The following is a 15,948-nucleotide window of genomic DNA, read 5'->3' on the forward strand; positions in this document are numbered from 1 at the left end:
CGTGAGCGGCCCGCCGGAGGCGGTCATCGGTCCTGGGAACGACCCGCGACTCATCCCCGGGAACGACGCGGGCGGGACCGACCGTTTGCCGGAGCCCGGCCCGGGAAACCTGATCGGTATGCCAACTCGTGAGGACATGCCGGGGACGCTGAAGCGGTCCCCGAAGAAGGCGCAGGACACGTACGTCGCGGCGCACGACTCGGCCGTCAAGGAGTACGGCGAGGGTGAGCGCGCCCACCGGACCGCCCTGGCCGCGGTCAAGCACTCGTTCGAGAAGGTCGGCGACCACTGGGAGCCCAAGGCGAAGAAGGGTCCCAGCGACGCCAAGGCGGCCGGCGGGCGGGACACCGCGAAGAATTCCGCCGGTGGGGTCGACGCCAACGCGAGCAAGGAGCACCTGCTCACCGTGGCCAAGAAGCTGGACATCAGCGGCCGGACCAAGATGAAGAAGTCCGAGCTGGTCGCGGCCATCCAGAAGGCCAACGCCAAGAGCACCCGCAAGGCGCGCGGCCGGTGAGCGACCTGGCCCGCTTCGTCAGCGCCCAGCAGGACGTCTACGAGCAGGCCCTGGCCGAGCTGACGGCCGGCAGCAAGCGCAGCCACTGGATGTGGTTCGTCTTCCCGCAGATCGCCGGGCTCGGCCGCACCGCCACCGCCCAGCACTACGCCATCGCCGACCTGGACGAGGCCCGGGCGTATCTGGCCCATCCGGTGCTCGGGCCCCGGCTGGCCGAGTGCGCGCGGGCCCTGCTCGGCGTGCACGGCCGCACCGCCACGCAGATCCTGGGCACCCCCGACGACCTCAAGCTGCGGTCGTCGATGACGCTGTTCGCCCACGCGGCCGAGGACCCGGCCGTGTTCCGGGCCGTCCTCGACCGCTACTACGGTGGCGAGGACGACCCGGCCACGCTTCAGCGGCTGTAACGCTCCCGGCGTACGGTCGGTTTGCGGCCCCGGATCGTGGCCTGCGACATCGCCTCGATCACCATCTCGGCGGCCGATTCCGGCACCTCGACCAGCGAGAAGCGGTCGGTGATCTGGATCGCGCCGATGTCGCGGGCGCTGAGCCCGGACTCGCCGGCGATCGCGCCGACCAGGTCCTGCGGGCGCAGCCCGGCGCGCCGGCCGAGGCCGATGAACAGCCGCGCGACGCCGGCCCCGGCCGGTCCGCCGCGGCGCTCGGGACGCTTGCCGTCGCGGCCCTCGGGGCGGTCCCGGACGGTCTCGCGCGGGGTGGGGATCTCCTGCTCGTCGACGTCGCCGCCGGCCGCCTCGTGGGCCAGCTTCACCGCGGCCAGGGCCACCGTCTCGATGTCGAACTCGCTGGTCAGCGACTCGATGACAACGCGGAACCGCTCCAGGTCGTCGGTCTGCAGGCTGCTCTCCAGCGCCGCGCGGGTCAGCTCCAGGCGCCGGGCCCGCAGGTCGGTGACCGTCGGGACCTTCTCCAGGGTGATCCGCTGGCGGGTGAGCCGCTCGATCGCCTTGAGCATCCGTGACTCGCGCGGCTCGGCCAGGGTGATCGCGGCGCCCTCGCGGCCCGCCCGCCCGACCCGGCCGATGCGGTGCACGTACGCCTCGGGCGCCGACGGCACGTTGTAGTTGACCACGTGGGTGAGCTGCTCGACGTCCAGCCCGCGGGCGGCCACGTCGGTCGCGACCAGCAGCTCGGTGCTGCCGGCGCGCAGCCGGCCCATGACCCGGTCCCGCTGGTCCTGGCTCATGCCGCCGTGCAGGGCCTCGGCCCGGTAGCCGCGCCCGTTGAGCGTCTCAGTGACCTGGTCGACCTCTTCCCGGGTGCGGCAGAAGATGATCGCCGCGGCGGGCGCCTCCACATCCAGCACCCGGCCCAGCGCGGCCGGCTTGTGCGCCCGGGCCACGATGTACGCGCTCTGCCGGACCAGCGGGATCTCGCCCGGCGCCGAGGCCTCCCGGCCCATCTGGATCCGGACCGGCTCCTTCAGGTGCCGGCGGGCGATGCCGTCGATGCGCGGCGGCATCGTCGCGGAGAACAGCACGGTCTGCCGGGTCTGCGGGGTCTCGGCCAGGATGGCCTCGATGTCCTCGGCGAAGCCCATGTCGAGCATCTCGTCGGCCTCGTCGAGCACGACGGTGCGCACGTCGCTGAGGTCCAGCGTCTCGCGGCTGATGTGGTCCAGCACCCGGCCGGGGGTGCCGACCACGACGTCCACGCCACGCTGCAGGGCCTGCAGCTGGCGCCCGATGGGCTGTCCGCCGTACACCGGCAGGACGCGGACGCCCAGGTCCCGGCCGTAGCGGTGGACCGCCTGGGAGACCTGCTCGGCCAGCTCGCGGGTCGGCACCAGCACCAGGGCGGCCGGGCCGCCCTTGGCGTCGGGCTCCAGGCGGTGCAGCAGCGGCAGCGCGAAGGCCGCGGTCTTGCCGGTGCCGGTCGCGGCCTGGCCCAGCAGGTCGTGGCCCTCCAGCAGCGGCGGGATGGCCTCGCGCTGGATCGGCGTCGGCTCTTCGTAGCCCAAGCTGGTCAGTGCCTTCAGCAGCTCGGGACGGAGCGCCAGACCGGCGAAGCCTGTCGCGTCCGCGAACAGGTGCTCGCTCATTATCTCTGCTCCGGATCGATCGTGCGCCGGTCACATCGGTGACCGCATCAACGACGACAAGGATACGGGGCCGGCATTCGGGCTCAGCCGGCCGGGACCTTGAACGGGTCGTGGTCGGCCAGCAGCTTGTCCAGCCGGGCCTGGTCGACCCGGCGGACCACGGTGCCCGCGTCCTGCATGTCGCGGACGCATTTGGCCAGCGTGAACGCCGAGGTGACCACGTAGAGCAGGCCCACGGCGAGGAAGGCGCGGATCCAGCTGCCCACCGGCAGGTACGCGATCCCGGTGGCGACCGCGGTCAGGGACAGCGCGAAGGAGGCGATGGACTGCACGTAGAAGGCGGTGGTGGTCTTCGGTTGCGGATTGGTGTCCATGCCGCAGTCTGGTCCGGGCGGTCGTACCTGCGACTGAGCCCGGGTACTCAGAGCCGGGTTACGACAGGATGACGGACATGGCGGACGTGGTCGTGGTGGGCGGCGGCATCATCGGTCTGACAGCGGCGATGCGGCTGCGGGAGCGCGGCGCGGCGGTGACCGTGTGGACGCCGGAGGACCCCGCGCGGACGGTCTCCGCGGTGGCCGCCGCTGCCTGGTATCCGACCCGGACCGGCTTCGACGAGCGGATCCTGTCCTGGGCCGCGGCCACCTACGACCAGTTCCGCCGGGACGCCTTCGACCGGGTGCCCGGGGTGCTGGTGCGCGAGACCCGCAACCTCGAGCGGTCCGGCGCGACCGGCGAGCCGTGGTGGGCGCCGGCCGCGCGGGACGTGCGCTACCTGCCGGCCGAGCCGCCGTGGACCAGGGAGGTGCGCTTCCGGGCGCCGCTGGTGGAGATGGGCGTGTATCTGCCGTGGCTGCGCGAGCGGCTGCTGGCCGCCGGGGTGCGGGTGCTGCGGCGCCGGGTCGACCGGCTGGAGGAGGCCCTGGTCGAGGCGCCGGTGGTGGTCAACGCGACCGGGCTGGCCGCCGGCGCGTTGTGCGGTGACCCGGAGGTGGTCCCGGCCCGCGGGCAGATCGTGCTGGTCGCCAACACCGGCATCTACACCTCCGTACGCGACGAGGGGGAGCCGTCGACCTACGTGCATCCGCGCAGCCGGGACGTCGTGCTGGGCGGCACGTGGCAGGAGGGGAACTGGAACACCACGCCCGACCCGGCGACGCGCGACGCGATCCTGGAACGCTGCGTGGCGCTGGTGCCCGAGCTGGCGGGCGCGCCGGTCGTGGGGGAGAAGGTCGGGCTGCGCCCGGTGCGGCGTGGGGGCCCGCGGGTGGAGGCGGAGAAGTGGCCGGGCGGGACGGTGGTGCACGCGTACGGGCACGGCGGCGCCGGCATGACGCTCTGCTGGGGCTGCGCCGACCAGGTCGCCGAGCTTGCTCTCTGACAACGGCCGTTCACCTTCCGTTCACCTTCGCCCGCGACTAGGCTCAGATTTTCACGGCATCGATCTTGATGAATCATGCAGCGTCGCGTGAGGAGACCGTCCGATGACCGACCGACCCCGCCTGCTACCCATCCTCGGACCGGCCGGACATGCCGGTCGCGACCCGAAGACCTGCCTGTACCGCTGCGGCAACGCCTGCGACCATCCCGTGCCCAACGAGTCCGCCAACCCGTACCTCGGTGACGTGGTCAACACCGCGATGACCCGCCGCGGTGTGGTCCGGGCCGGCGCCGTCGGGGCCCTCGTGCTCGGCTTCGGCGCCGCGCCGGCCGCCGCGGGCGCCGCGCCGGCCGCCGAGCCGGCAGCGATGCCGAAGCACGGCGGTGGGCGCGCCGGGGCGCTGACCTTCAAGCCGATTCCGCCGAACGAGCTGGACACGGTGATCGTGCCCAACGGCTACGACAGCGCGGTGGTCATCCGCTGGGGCGACCCGATCCTGCCCGGCGTGCCCGGCCTGGACGTGCACCGGCAGACCGCGCGCCGCCAGTCCGGGCAGTTCGGCTACAACAACGACTTCCTCGGTGTCCTGCCGCTGGGCCGCGACGGGCGCCGGGCCCTGCTCGTGGCCAACCACGAGTACACCAACGAGGAGCTGATGTTCCCCGGCTTCACCACTCAGGAGGCGCTGAGCGTCGAGCAGGTCCGGGTGGCGATGGCCGCGCACGGCATGTCCGTGGTGGAGCTCGAACGCGTCGGCGGCACCGGGCAGTGGCGGCCCGTCGGCGGCCGGCGGCCGTACAACCGGCGGATCACCATGCTGGACACCCCGTTCCGGTTCACCGGCCCGGCGGCCGGCACGGCGCTGCTGCGCACCGCGGCCGATCCACGCGGCCTGACCCCCATCGGTACGCTCAACAACTGCGCCGGCGGCGTCACCCCGTGGGGCACCGTGCTGTCCGGCGAGGAGAACTTCAACCAGTACTTCGTCGGTGGCGACGCCGCCCCGGCCGCCCTCAAACCGACCCTGGCCCGCTACGGCATCTCCACCACCACCCGGGTGCCGGACGAGTCGCGGCGCTGGGACCGGGCCCAGGAGCGGTTCGACCTGGCCAAACACCCGCACGAGGCACACCGCTTCGGCTGGATCGTCGAGGTCGACCCGTTCGACCCCGACTCGACCCCGCGCAAGCACACCGCGATGGGCCGCTTCAAGCACGAGGGCGCCAACGTCATCGTCGCCAAGAACGGCCACGTGGTCGCGTACATGGGTGACGACGAGCGGTTCGACTACCTCTACAAGTTCGTGTCCGCGAAGAAGTTCGTGCCGGGCGGCTCGGCCGCGGCCCGCCGGCACAACCTGACGCTGCTGGAGTCCGGGACGCTCTACGTGGCCAAGCTGACCGGTGACAGCCCGGCGGCGGAGATCGACGGCACCGGCAAGTTGCCGTCCGACGGTGCCTTCGACGGCCGCGGCACGTGGATCAAGCTGGTGTCGGGGGACCGCTCGTACGTGCCCGGCATGACCGCGGCCGAGGTGCTCACCTTCACCCGGCTGGCCGGTGACGCGGTCGGCGCCACCAAGATGGACCGGCCCGAGGACGTGCAGCCCAGCCTGCGGACGGGCAAGATCTACGCGGCGCTGACGAACAACGTCAACCGCGGCGTGGGTACGTACGCGGGGCCCGACGAGGCCAACCCCCGCCGGGAGAACAAGCACGGCCAGATCTTCGAGATCGTCGAGGACCGCGGCGACCACACCGGCGAGACGTTCACCTGGTCGTTGCCGATCGTCTGCGGCGACCCGGCCGACGCGTCGACCTACTTCGCCGGCTACGACAAGACCGCCGTGTCGCCGATCTCGTGCCCGGACAACGTGGCCTTCGACAGCGCCGGCAACCTGTGGATCGCCACCGACGGCAACCAGCTGGGCAGCAACGACGGCCTGTTCGCCACCGCCATCGAAGGGCCGGAACGCGGCCACCTCAAGCAGTTCCTGACCGTGCCGCCGGGGGCCGAGACCTGCGGGCCGTTCATCACCGGCGACGACCGCTCGGTCTTCACGGCGGTGCAGCACCCCGGTGAGATCGACGGCGCCACGCTGGAAGAGCCGGCCTCGACCTGGCCCGACGGCGACTTCGCCAAGCCGGCCGTGGTGGTCACCTGGCGCCTGGACGGAGGCCCGATCGGCAGCTGATCCGGCCGGCCCGGTAACCGGGGCGTGTGACGGGCTCGCGTACCGGCGGGCCCGTTACCCCTTTCGTGGCGGCGGGTTGCGGCTCGGCCGGCTGCGCCGGACGCTGGGTGGCGGCAGCGTGCCGAGGATCCGGTCGATGGCGGTGGTTGTGATCTATGGAGCGGCAGTCGGAAGTCGTGGCCGGCTGCGAGGCGGTGTGGTCGGCCGGCTGGATCGCGGTGTCCGGCGCGATCGACGCGGCCAGCGCGCCCGTGCTCGGGCAACGGATGCGCGCCCTGGTCGGTCCCGGGCAGCTCGATGTCGATTGCCGCTCCGTCACGTTCCTTGATGGCGCCGGTCTTCGCATGCTCGCCGAGGTGGGCGCCACGGCACACGCCGTAGGCGCGACCGTGTGTCTGCAGTGCTCACCGGCAGTGACGGAGATGTTGACCTTGTGTGGTGTACGGGAGCTTCCCGGCGTAGCGCTGAACCATGGGAGCCACGACAGCCCGGGGAGCCGACAGTGATCAGCCTGGCCGATGGCGGCCGCTCGGGGACCTTCGACCACCGCGCCCTCGTCGTCGACGCGGACGACACCGTCGACCGCGTCCTGCTCCCGTACCTGCGCCGGAAGATCACGTCCGACCAGGCTGTCCTGATGGTCGTCGGCTCCGACACCGAAGCGATCGTCCGGGACCGCCTGGGCCCGGATGCCCATGCCCTGCAGTGGGCGCCGATGAACGCCTTCTACCAGCGAACGGGCTTCACCTACTCCAGGTTCCTGCGGTATCTGCGGGAACGGCAGTCCCGGCAGGAAGTCGTGCACATCGTCGCCGAGCCCGACGTCGTGACCGACCCCGATTCGCCGGTGGACCGGGCGGCCGCGTACCTGGGTTACGAGGCGATGGCCAATGAGGTGTACACCTGCTACCGCTGCTCGATCACCTGCGTCTGGCACGGCCGCCGGCAATCGCCGTCGCTCATCGACGCGGTCCGCAAGGTCCACCAGCGTGAGCTGAGCGCGCAGGGCGTCGTGGACAACCCCGGGTACGTGGCGCCGGGCGACTTCCTCGGCGAACGGGCGCAGGCCCCCATGACGGCGGTTCCCCCGGTCACGGACGTGGACCTGACCGTATGGCACGTCGAGGAGGTGGCGGCCTGTCGCGCCGCTGTCGCCCGGTGGGCGACCTCGCAGCACTTCGTTCCCACGGCGGTACGGCAGGTGGTCACGGCGACCAGCGAGGTGGTCACCAACGGGTTGAGACATGGCCGGCCGCCGGTGCGAACACGCGCGTGGAGCCAGGACGCCACGCTCATCGTCCACGTCGACGACCACGGCGGACGATGCATCCCCGTCCACGCCGGTTACCGGCCACCGGTCAGCCCCGCCGATCCGGCCGGGCTGTGGGTCGCCCGTCAGCTCGCCGACGTCCTCACCACCCGCACCGACGGTGGCCGGACCGCCGTACGGATGCACTTCCCCTACGCGGTGACCCACCGCAACCTCCGCGTACCCAGCTGACATCGCCCCGGCCGGCGCGGATATTTCCCCCGCGTTGATCCGAAACAGCCCGCGATCCGTATTCCGGCCCACAGGATCATCGAAGAACCATGGCCGGAGGTTGACGTGTTCGCGGTCGATCGGATGTTGCGTCACCTGGCGGGCACGGCACTGGCCGCGGTCGCCCTGCTCGTGCTCGACCCGCAGGTGGCAAGGGCCGAACCCGGCGTACCGGTGCCGCCCAACGGCCTGCTCACCGATCGCGGCAAGGGTGACGTCTCCGACGCGGACCGCGATTTCGCGGTCAAGGTCCGGCTCGCCGGGCTGTGGGAGATCCCGGCCGGCCAGATGGCCGAGGAGAAGTCGCAGGATCCGCGGATCCGCGCGATCGGGAAGGACATCGCCACCCAGCACGTCGCGCTCGACAAGCTCGTCCGGGCCGCGGCCAAGAAGCTGGACGTCACCCTGCCCGACAAGCCCAACGCGGACCAGCAGAAATGGCTCGCCGAGATGCGCGACGCGGAGGGCGAGGAGTTCGACCGCGTGTACATCGACCGGCTGCGGGCGGCGCACGGCAAGATCTTCCCGGCCATCGCCGCGATCCGGGCCGGCACCCGCAACGACACGGTGCGCAAGCTCGCCCAGCGCACCAACCAGTTCGTCATGACCCACATGACGCTGCTGGAGAGCAGCGGCATCGTCGACTTCGCCGCACTGCCGACCGTGCCGCCGCCGGCCGCGGCCACGGGTGGAACGGCGAACGTCGCCCAGCAGGCACCCGCGAGCTCCGCCACCGACCTGTCGGTGACCCGGAATCCGGTGCCGGCCATGATCCTGGTCGCGATCGCTAGTGCGGCGGTGACCGCCTTCGTCCTGCGGTACTTCATGCAGAACTCCCGCCGGTCGTACCGGCGGCAACGCCCCAGGTACTTCGAGTCCTGACCCCGCGACGGCCCGGGCCTTCGTGTTCATCCGGCGTTCACCGTACGTCCGGACCAACTCCAATCGCAGCTCTTAGCGTCAGGCGACCCCGTCCGTGACGGGGGCCATATTGCCTGCGAGGAGCTCTGCCCCGATGACTGAACGACCCCGCCTGCTGCCGCTGCTCGGCCACACCGGCCGCGACGCGATGACGTGCCTCTACCGCTGCGGCAACGCCTGCGACCACCCGGTGCCGAACCGGACGGACAACCCGTACCTCGGCGACGTCGTGAACACCGGGATGTCGCGCCGCGGAGTGGTGCGCGCCGGTGCTGTGGGCGCGCTCGTGCTCGGCTTCGGCGGCACGGCGGCCGCCGCGGCCGGCCCGGCGTCGGCCGCACCCGCCGCCACCGCGCCGGTCGCCGAGGGACTGCTCGAAACCCTCAAGAAGGGCAAGGCGGGCCCGCTGACGTTCAAGGCCATCCCGCCGAACAAGCTCGACAACCTGATCGTCCCGAACGGCTACGACTCGGCCGTCGTCATGAGCTGGGGCGACCCGGTCCTGCCCGGCGCGCCGGAGTTCGACATCACCGCGCAGAGCGTGCGCCGCCAGTCGGCGCAGTTCGGCTACAACAACGACTTCGTCGGGGTGCTGCCGCTGGGCCGCGACGGGCGCCGGGCGCTGCTCGTGGTCAACCACGAGTACACCAACGAGGAGCTGATGTTCCCCGGCTTCACCACCCTGGACGCACTCAGCGTGGACCAGCTCAAGATCGCGATGGCGGCCCACGGTCTGTCCGTCGTCGAGCTGGAGCGGGTCGGGCGCACCGGGCAGTGGCAGCCCGTCCGGTCCCGGCGGCTGCCGTACAACCGGCGGATCACCGCGCTGGAGACACCGTTCGCGTTCACCGGCCCGGCCGCCGGCTCGGTGTGGCTCCGGACGGCCGCGGACCCCAAGGGCCGGACCGCCATCGGTACGCTCAACAACTGCGCCGGCGGCGTCACCCCGTGGGGCACCGTGCTGTCCGGCGAGGAGAACTTCAACCAGTACTTCGTGGGCGGTGACGCGGCCCCCGAGGCACTCAAGCCCAAGCTGGCCCGCTACGGCATCTCCACCACGGCCCGGGTGCCGAGCGGCTCCCGGCGCTGGGACCGGGCCCAGGAGCGGTTCGACCTGGCCAAACACCCGCACGAGGCACACCGCTTCGGCTGGATCGTCGAGGTCGACCCGTTCGACCCCGACTCGACCCCGCGCAAGCACACCGCGATGGGCCGCTTCAAGCACGAGGGCGCCAACGTCATCGTCGCCAAGAACGGCCACGTGGTCGCGTACATGGGTGACGACGAGCGGTTCGACTACCTCTACAAGTTCGTCTCCGACGGCAAGTACCTGCCCGGCGACTCGGCCCACGCCCGCCGGCACAACCTGACCCTGCTGGAGTCCGGGACGCTCTACGTGGCCAAGCTGACCGGTGACAGCCCGGCAGCCGAGATCGACGGCACCGGCAAGCTGCCGTCCGACGGCGCCTTCGACGGCCGCGGCACCTGGATCAAGCTGGTGTCCGGCAACCGCTCGTACGTGCCCGGCATGACCGCCGCGGACGTGCTCACCTTCACCCGGCTGGCCGGCGACGCGGTGCTGGCGACCAAGATGGACCGCCCGGAGGACGTGCAGCCCAGCCCGCGCACCGGCAAGATCTACGCGGCCATGACCAACAACACCAACCGCGGCGTCGGCACCAACCCGGGCGTCGACGAGGCCAACCCGCGCAACGCCAACAAGCACGGCCAGATCTTCGAACTGGTCGAGGACCGCGGCGACCACACCGGCGAATCGTTCACCTGGTCGCTGCCCATCCTGTGCGGCGACCCGGCCGACGCGTCGACGTACTTCGCGGGCTACGACAAGACCGCCGTGTCGCCGATCTCGTGCCCGGACAACGTGGCCTTCGACAGTGCCGGCAACCTGTGGATCTCCACCGACGGCAACCAGCTGGGCAGCAACGACGGCCTGTTCGCCACGGCGATCGAGGGAGCCGAGCGGGGCCACCTCAAGCAGTTCCTGACCGTGCCGGTGGGCGCCGAGACCTGCGGGCCGTTCATCACGAGCGACGACCGCTCGGTGTTCGTCGCGGTGCAGCACCCGGGTGAGATCACCGGCGCGAGCGTGGAGAAGCCGGCGTCGACCTGGCCGGACGGGGACTTCGCCAAGCCGTCGGTCGTGGTGACCTGGCGCCTGGACGGCGGCCCGATCGGCAGCTGAGCCCGGCCATCAGCTCCCGGCGCCACCCCGGCGCCGGGAGCGGTCCGGCTCCCAGCGGTCCTGCTCCCACCTGACAAGGACGGGAGACCCGTCCGGCTCCTCCGGAGGCTTCTGCCAGGCCCGCGTCATCATCTTCCCGTCTGCAGTCCGAACTGAGTCGTCCGGGCCGGGGTCAGGTCGGCGTTCGGATCCGGCTTCCCGGTCAGCGCCCACATCAGTCCACTGAGCAGCGCGGCCAGAGCGGCGAACCCGCCGATGACCGTCAACGGCATCATGATCAGCGTGCGGGCCAGGTTGCCGTCATCGGCCGAGCCACCGCGTCGGTACTGGATCCCCAGGGCGAGCACGGCCAGCACGACGCCATTGCCCACGACGTACGACGACGCCAGCCACACCAGCTGGATCGCCAGGACGGCGACGCTGACCACGACGGCGACCAGGGCCCGCACCGGGCCGATCCGCCGCAATCCGGTGTACGCCCTGGTGGTGGCCTCGAAGCCCCGGCGGGTCTGCCGCACAGTGGACGTGCCGAACGCCCACCAGTCGAGCAGGAACTTCACGATCAGGAACACGGTCACGACGAAGCAGCCTCGCACCGGCACGGGCCGGCGGCCATGAATCAACGCGGCACACGGGGCGGCCGAACAGTCATCGCGGGCTGATGATCGGCTGTTGCCCTCTTGTCTAGACGGTGCGCAGGTCCAGGGTGTGCCAGACCAGGTTGTCCTGGTCGCCGGTGGCCCACCAGACCACGCCGTTGCGGCTGAAGACGCCGTCGACCGCCGCACTGATGTCCACCGTCCGGTTCGTCGTCAGGTCGTAGATCAGCAGGCCGGCCGTACCGGTCAGGTCCGAGTCCGGGCCGGTCTCCGACAGCAGTTCGAAGCGGTCCAGCACCGCCACGTCCGGGACCGCCGCCCCGGCCGTGCTGCCCGCCACGCGCCGGCGGGCCGAGCCGTCCGGGTGCATGAGGTCGATGCGGGCCAGGCCGTCGCCGTTCATCACCAGGACCCGGCACCACGTCGCCGAGCAGGTGATCAGCTCCGGGCCGGTGGTCCTCACCGGGGTGTCCTTGTTGGCCGCCAGGTTGCGCAGGACCGTCGTGCCGGACTGGTCGCCGCCGCCGTTGGTCAGCCACGGCCAGGCGGTCAGCGCCCACGTGCCCGGCTCCTCGCGGACGGTGACCTTGCCGCCGGTCAGGGGGACCGAGCGGATCTCGGTGACCTGCTTGCCCTTCGGCGCGGCGGCGGCCCAGTGCACCCGGCCGTCGGCGAGCACCAGGTCCCACTGGGAGCCGAAGAACACCGCGTTGCCGGTGTCGGTGGTGAGGCGGCGGGCCGGGCCACCGGCCACTTTCGTGGTCCAGATCTCCAGCGGCGTGCCGTCGGCGGACTCCGTCCACACCAGGTCGTCGCCGCTGATGGTGAAGGCGCCGAACTCGGGGTTGCCCGACAGCGGACGGCGGCGCAGCTCGCGGACGGTCTCGTCGGCGTTGCGCACGAGCAGCCGCTCGGCGGTGCCGTCGGGGCTGGGCGCGGTGCCGACGCTGGTGCGGGCGTCGAGGAACAGGCCCGGGTGGTAGATCGGCCCGTCGCGCAGGTTGCCGGGCAGGTCGGCGCGCTGCGCGCGGGGCCAGGCGGCGGCCAGGCCCATCCGGGCGGCGGGGGCGGGATCGGGCTTGCCGGGGGCGAACACCAGCAGGGCGGCGCCCGCAGCGAGGGCCACGCCGAGTGCGGCCAGGGCGCGGAGCGGGGTCACTCGTACTGCTGCTTCGGCGCGGCGATCTCCTGCCAGGACCGGACCTGCAGATACGGCACCTTGGCGTCGTTGACCGGGTCCTGCTCGGTCTTGTCGGTCCAGGTGCCGACCACCTGGATCCAGGTGTCCGCCGGTACGGCCGCCGGCACCTCACCGCTGAGCGCCACCTTGATCGGCCGGCCGTCGGCGGCGCAGCAGGACATCACCATCCGGGCCAGCATCGGTTGGCCGTCGGGGCCGGGCGTGACGAAGCCGGTCAGTCGCAGGTTGCGGCCGGTGAGGCTGCGGCCGTCGTCGAAGACCGCCCGGGAGGCGTAGTCCAGCAGCCCGAGATCGACCGGGTCGCCCGCCGGCAGCGCCGGATAGTCCGAGTCGGTGCCGGGGGCGGTCAGCACCGTGCCCGCCTGCCCGGCGGCGTCCGAGCCGAGCGCGGGCGGCGCCACCAGCAGCAGCCCGAGTACGGGGAGCAGCAGCAGCCACCCGACCTTCGGCTCGTGGTCGTGCCCGCCGTGCGCCTGGGCCTTGCCGCGCAGGTCGTACCAGAGGGTCAGCACGGCCGCCGCGACCAGCAGCAGGCCCGCGACGATCAGGAAGGGCCGCAGGCCCTCCTTGACGTAGCGCAGGTACAGGTCGGAGAGGCTCGCCTTGAGGATCGCGCCGCCGAACAGCAGCATGATCACGGCCTGGGCCTGCTTGTTCACAGCAGCACCGCCCCGATGCCGGTGCCCACCAGGACCGCCGCGACGAACGTGGCCGGGGCGAAGCGCACGGAGAAGCGCCGGCCGAAGACCCCGGTCTGCATGGCGATCAGCTTGAGGTCGACCATCGGGCCGACGACCAGGAACACCAGCCGGGAGGTCAGCGAGAACTGGGACAGCGACGCGGCCACGAAGGCGTCCGCCTCGCTGCAGATGGACAGCAGCACGGCCAGCACCGCCAGCGCGATGATCGACAGCACTTCGTTGCCGGCCAGTGTCTGCAGCCAGCTCTCCGGCACGACCACATTGATGGTGGCGGCGGCCGCGGCGCCGAGCACCAGGAATCCGCCGGCGTGCATGACGTCGTGCCGGCAGGCGGCGACGAAGGCCTTGAGGCGGGAGCCGTCCTCGTGCGGGCGGGCCGGCAGCTTGATCCATTCCGCCTTGCCCAGCCGCAGCCAGAGCCAGCCCATCGCCACGGCCACGATCAGGCTGGCCACGCCCCGGGCGACGACCATCTCGGGATTGCCGGGGAAGGCCACCGCGGTCGCGGTCAGCACGATCGGGTTGATCGCCGGGGCCGCGAGCAGGAACGCCAGCGCGGCGGCCGGGGTGACGCCGCGGCGGATCAGCGACCCGGCGATCGGCACGCTGCCGCACTCACAGCCGGGCAGGACCACCCCGGCCAGACCGGCGGCGGGCACGGCCAGCGCGGGATGCCGTGGCAGCGCCTTGGCCCAGAAGGAGCGCGGCACGAACACGGCGATGACCGCGGACAGCACCACGCCGAACACCAGGAACGGCACCGCCTGCACCAGCACCGAGACGAACACGGTGGTCCAGGTCTGCAACCGGGGCGCGGAGACGAGGGCGGCCAGCGGGTTGCGGAAGACCACGAGCAGCACCAGCAGCCCGGCCAGGATCTCGACGGAGCCGATCCGGCGGCCGGGCGCCGGGGCGTCCGGTGGTGCGGGCGGTGCCGAAGTCCGGTCGATGTCGTCACCCGGCGCGGCGTCGCGCCGGTCGGTGACGTCCTCGGGTGCGGTCACAGTGGTCACTCCGGATGGCGGGTGGGTCGGTCGGCCGCCGCCCACCATACCGACCCCGCCGGGCGTCCGGGCATCCCGCAACGGCGTGAGTCACCCTATGCTGAGCTGCGCATATGTTCACGTGACGAGGCGGCGGCGATCTGGTTGCGACCGGCCGCCTTGGCCGCGTACAGGCCGGCGTCGGCCCGTTGCAGCAGGTCCTCCGAGGTCTCGGTGCCGTCCCACTGCGCGACGCCCGCCGAGAAGGTCTGACCCAGCGGTGTGCGCGCCAGCGCCCGGCCGAGCACCTCGCGGGCCACCTCGGCGTCGGCGCCCGGCAGCAGCACGACGAACTCCTCGCCGCCCCAGCGGGCCACCGTGTCGCCCTGGCGCAGCGCGCCGTGCCAGGCCGCGCTCGCCTCCTTGAGCAGCCGGTCCCCGGCGGGGTGGCCGTAGCTGTCGTTGAACTTCTTGAAGTGGTCGAGGTCCAGCAGCGCCACCGCCAGCGGGGCACCGTCGCGGCGCGCGTGCTCCAGGGCCCGGGGGAGCTCGTCGTTCCAGGCGCGCCGGTTCGGCAGCCCGGTCAGCTCGTCGGTGCGGGACAGCTCCCGGACCTGCCGGGTCTGCAGCTCCACCTGCCGGACCAGTTGCGCCATCCGGGTGACGACCAGCAGGAACAGCGCCGTGCAGCCGATCACGATGGCCAGGCCGTCTTTCACGCCGCCGTGGTAGAGCTGGGTGGCCAGGATCGCCGGGGCGATCAGCGACGTGGTGGTCAGCACGAGCAGCTGCAGCTTGCCCAGCCGTGGCGGCTGCGGCACCGCGGTGACGCCCAGCTCGCGCGCGCCGGTGTGCAGCGCGGCGATACCGAACAGGGTGAACGCGACCAGGAACACCTCGTCCAGGCCCCGGCGGAACCACAGCACCTCCTCCAGGTGCGCGCCGAAGTCCCCGAGGTTGCCCAGCAGCACCCAGGTGGTGTCGCCGATCAGGAACGCGGCCAGCGAGCCGGTGATCCACCAGAACGGCGCGCCGCGGCTGCCGCCGCTGCGCAACAGCCGGGTCATCATCGCCAGCAGCAGCAGATCCCCGACCGGGTACGCGACCTGCACCGTGCGCCCGAGCAGCGACATGTCCGCGTCCTGGGCGGCCGGGTGGATCACGTACACCCAGGCGAGCAGGCCCAGGCCGGTGGTGATGGTGGTGGCGTCGACCATCGCCGTCCAGTTGCGCCGCCGGTCGCGGCGGCGGATCAGCAGGGCCAGGCCGAGCGCGCAGGCCGGGTAGAGGCCCAGGAAGAACGGGTCGGACGGGGTGGGCATGTCGCTCCAGCCCAGCACCTGGTCGCTGTAGATGGCGACGCCGATGCCGGTGGCGTTGCTGAAGACACCGGCGGCGAAGCACCACCAGGGCAGCCGGTCGGCCAGGGGCAGCCGGCGTACGCCCAGCAGGATGGCGGCGGTGCCCGCGTACCCGATGGCGACTTCCCAGGTGCTCTCCCACCAGCCGTTCTCGGGGATCAGCTGGTAGCCGGCGATGGCGAGCGCCATCGCGGCGGCGTAGAGCTTCCAGGTGCGGCCACTCGTCATCCGTCCAGCACAACCCGGCCGCGGTGCCGGCCCGGGAGCCGTCCCGGTGCCGTGCGG

At 72.1% G+C, this 15,948-nt stretch carries 15 protein-coding genes; 8 read left to right on the top strand and 7 right to left on the bottom strand.

Annotation, left to right across the window (positions count from 1 at the left end; genetic code table 11):
* Positions 1-118 precede the first annotated feature (118 nt).
* Together ACZ6S4_RS30035 and ACZ6S4_RS30040 are read left to right on the top strand one after the other, a co-directional pair.
* The gene (locus tag ACZ6S4_RS30035; RefSeq protein WP_465478127.1) at positions 119-517 is read left to right on the top strand and encodes a ChaB family protein; all 399 of its coding nucleotides are present in this window, start codon (positions 119-121) and stop codon (positions 515-517) included.
* A complete protein-coding gene (locus tag ACZ6S4_RS30040) occupies positions 514-924 on the top strand; it encodes a DUF1810 domain-containing protein (protein ID WP_465478128.1) in 411 nt (136 codons plus the stop codon). The genes ACZ6S4_RS30035 and ACZ6S4_RS30040 overlap by 4 nt, the downstream gene beginning before the upstream one ends.
* Here the strand turns inward: ACZ6S4_RS30040 and ACZ6S4_RS30045 are convergent.
* Positions 912-2,579, bottom strand: coding sequence for a DEAD/DEAH box helicase (locus ACZ6S4_RS30045; RefSeq protein WP_465478129.1), 1,668 nt, complete (start codon positions 2,577-2,579; stop codon positions 912-914). The genes ACZ6S4_RS30040 and ACZ6S4_RS30045 overlap by 13 nt on opposite strands.
* Before the next feature lie 83 nt (positions 2,580-2,662).
* Complete coding sequence (locus ACZ6S4_RS30050; RefSeq protein ID WP_360554347.1) at positions 2,663-2,953, bottom strand: YiaA/YiaB family inner membrane protein; 291 nt, start codon at positions 2,951-2,953, stop codon at positions 2,663-2,665.
* 77 nt (positions 2,954-3,030) lie between these two features.
* Here ACZ6S4_RS30050 and ACZ6S4_RS30055 point away from each other — a divergent pair, with 77 nt between their 5' ends.
* The 6 genes from ACZ6S4_RS30055 to ACZ6S4_RS30080 all read left to right on the top strand — a co-directional run bounded on the left by ACZ6S4_RS30055 (position 3,031) and on the right by ACZ6S4_RS30080 (position 10,818).
* Entirely contained in the window at positions 3,031-3,960 is a 930-nt protein-coding gene (locus ACZ6S4_RS30055; protein WP_465478130.1) for an FAD-dependent oxidoreductase, read from the top strand.
* 103 nt (positions 3,961-4,063) lie between these two features.
* Positions 4,064-6,154, top strand: a complete 2,091-nt coding sequence (locus tag ACZ6S4_RS30060; protein ID WP_465478131.1) for a PhoX family protein — start codon at positions 4,064-4,066, stop codon at positions 6,152-6,154.
* 155 nt (positions 6,155-6,309) lie between these two features.
* Entirely contained in the window at positions 6,310-6,660 is a 351-nt protein-coding gene (locus ACZ6S4_RS30065) for an STAS domain-containing protein (protein ID WP_465478132.1), read from the top strand.
* A complete protein-coding gene (locus tag ACZ6S4_RS30070) occupies positions 6,657-7,655 on the top strand; it encodes an MEDS domain-containing protein (protein WP_465478133.1) in 999 nt (332 codons plus the stop codon). The genes ACZ6S4_RS30065 and ACZ6S4_RS30070 overlap by 4 nt, the downstream gene beginning before the upstream one ends.
* Positions 7,656-7,760: 105 nt before the next feature.
* The gene (locus ACZ6S4_RS30075) at positions 7,761-8,576 is read left to right on the top strand and encodes a DUF4142 domain-containing protein (RefSeq protein ID WP_465478134.1); all 816 of its coding nucleotides are present in this window, start codon (positions 7,761-7,763) and stop codon (positions 8,574-8,576) included.
* Between the two features lie 133 nt (positions 8,577-8,709).
* The gene (locus tag ACZ6S4_RS30080) at positions 8,710-10,818 is read left to right on the top strand and encodes a PhoX family protein (RefSeq protein WP_465478135.1); all 2,109 of its coding nucleotides are present in this window, start codon (positions 8,710-8,712) and stop codon (positions 10,816-10,818) included.
* A gap of 128 nt (positions 10,819-10,946) precedes the next feature.
* Here ACZ6S4_RS30080 and ACZ6S4_RS30085 read toward each other — a convergent pair whose 3' ends face one another.
* The 5 genes from ACZ6S4_RS30085 to ACZ6S4_RS30105 all read right to left on the bottom strand — a co-directional run bounded on the left by ACZ6S4_RS30085 (position 10,947) and on the right by ACZ6S4_RS30105 (position 15,891).
* Positions 10,947-11,396, bottom strand: coding sequence for a hypothetical protein (locus ACZ6S4_RS30085; RefSeq protein ID WP_465478136.1), 450 nt, complete (start codon positions 11,394-11,396; stop codon positions 10,947-10,949).
* A gap of 106 nt (positions 11,397-11,502) precedes the next feature.
* On the bottom strand, positions 11,503-12,576 hold the full coding sequence (locus ACZ6S4_RS30090; RefSeq protein ID WP_465478137.1) for a TolB-like translocation protein: 1,074 nt from the start codon (positions 12,574-12,576) through the stop codon (positions 11,503-11,505).
* Complete coding sequence (locus ACZ6S4_RS30095; RefSeq protein ID WP_465478138.1) at positions 12,573-13,277, bottom strand: TIGR03943 family putative permease subunit; 705 nt, start codon at positions 13,275-13,277, stop codon at positions 12,573-12,575. The genes ACZ6S4_RS30090 and ACZ6S4_RS30095 overlap by 4 nt, the downstream gene beginning before the upstream one ends.
* Entirely contained in the window at positions 13,274-14,269 is a 996-nt protein-coding gene (locus ACZ6S4_RS30100; RefSeq protein WP_465478205.1) for a permease, read from the bottom strand. Before ACZ6S4_RS30100 ends, ACZ6S4_RS30095 begins: the two co-directional genes overlap by 4 nt.
* A gap of 149 nt (positions 14,270-14,418) precedes the next feature.
* The gene (locus ACZ6S4_RS30105) at positions 14,419-15,891 is read right to left on the bottom strand and encodes a GGDEF domain-containing protein (protein ID WP_465478139.1); all 1,473 of its coding nucleotides are present in this window, start codon (positions 15,889-15,891) and stop codon (positions 14,419-14,421) included.
* Positions 15,892-15,948 lie beyond the last annotated feature (57 nt).

The organism is Actinoplanes sp. NPDC051405, assembly GCF_055586185.1.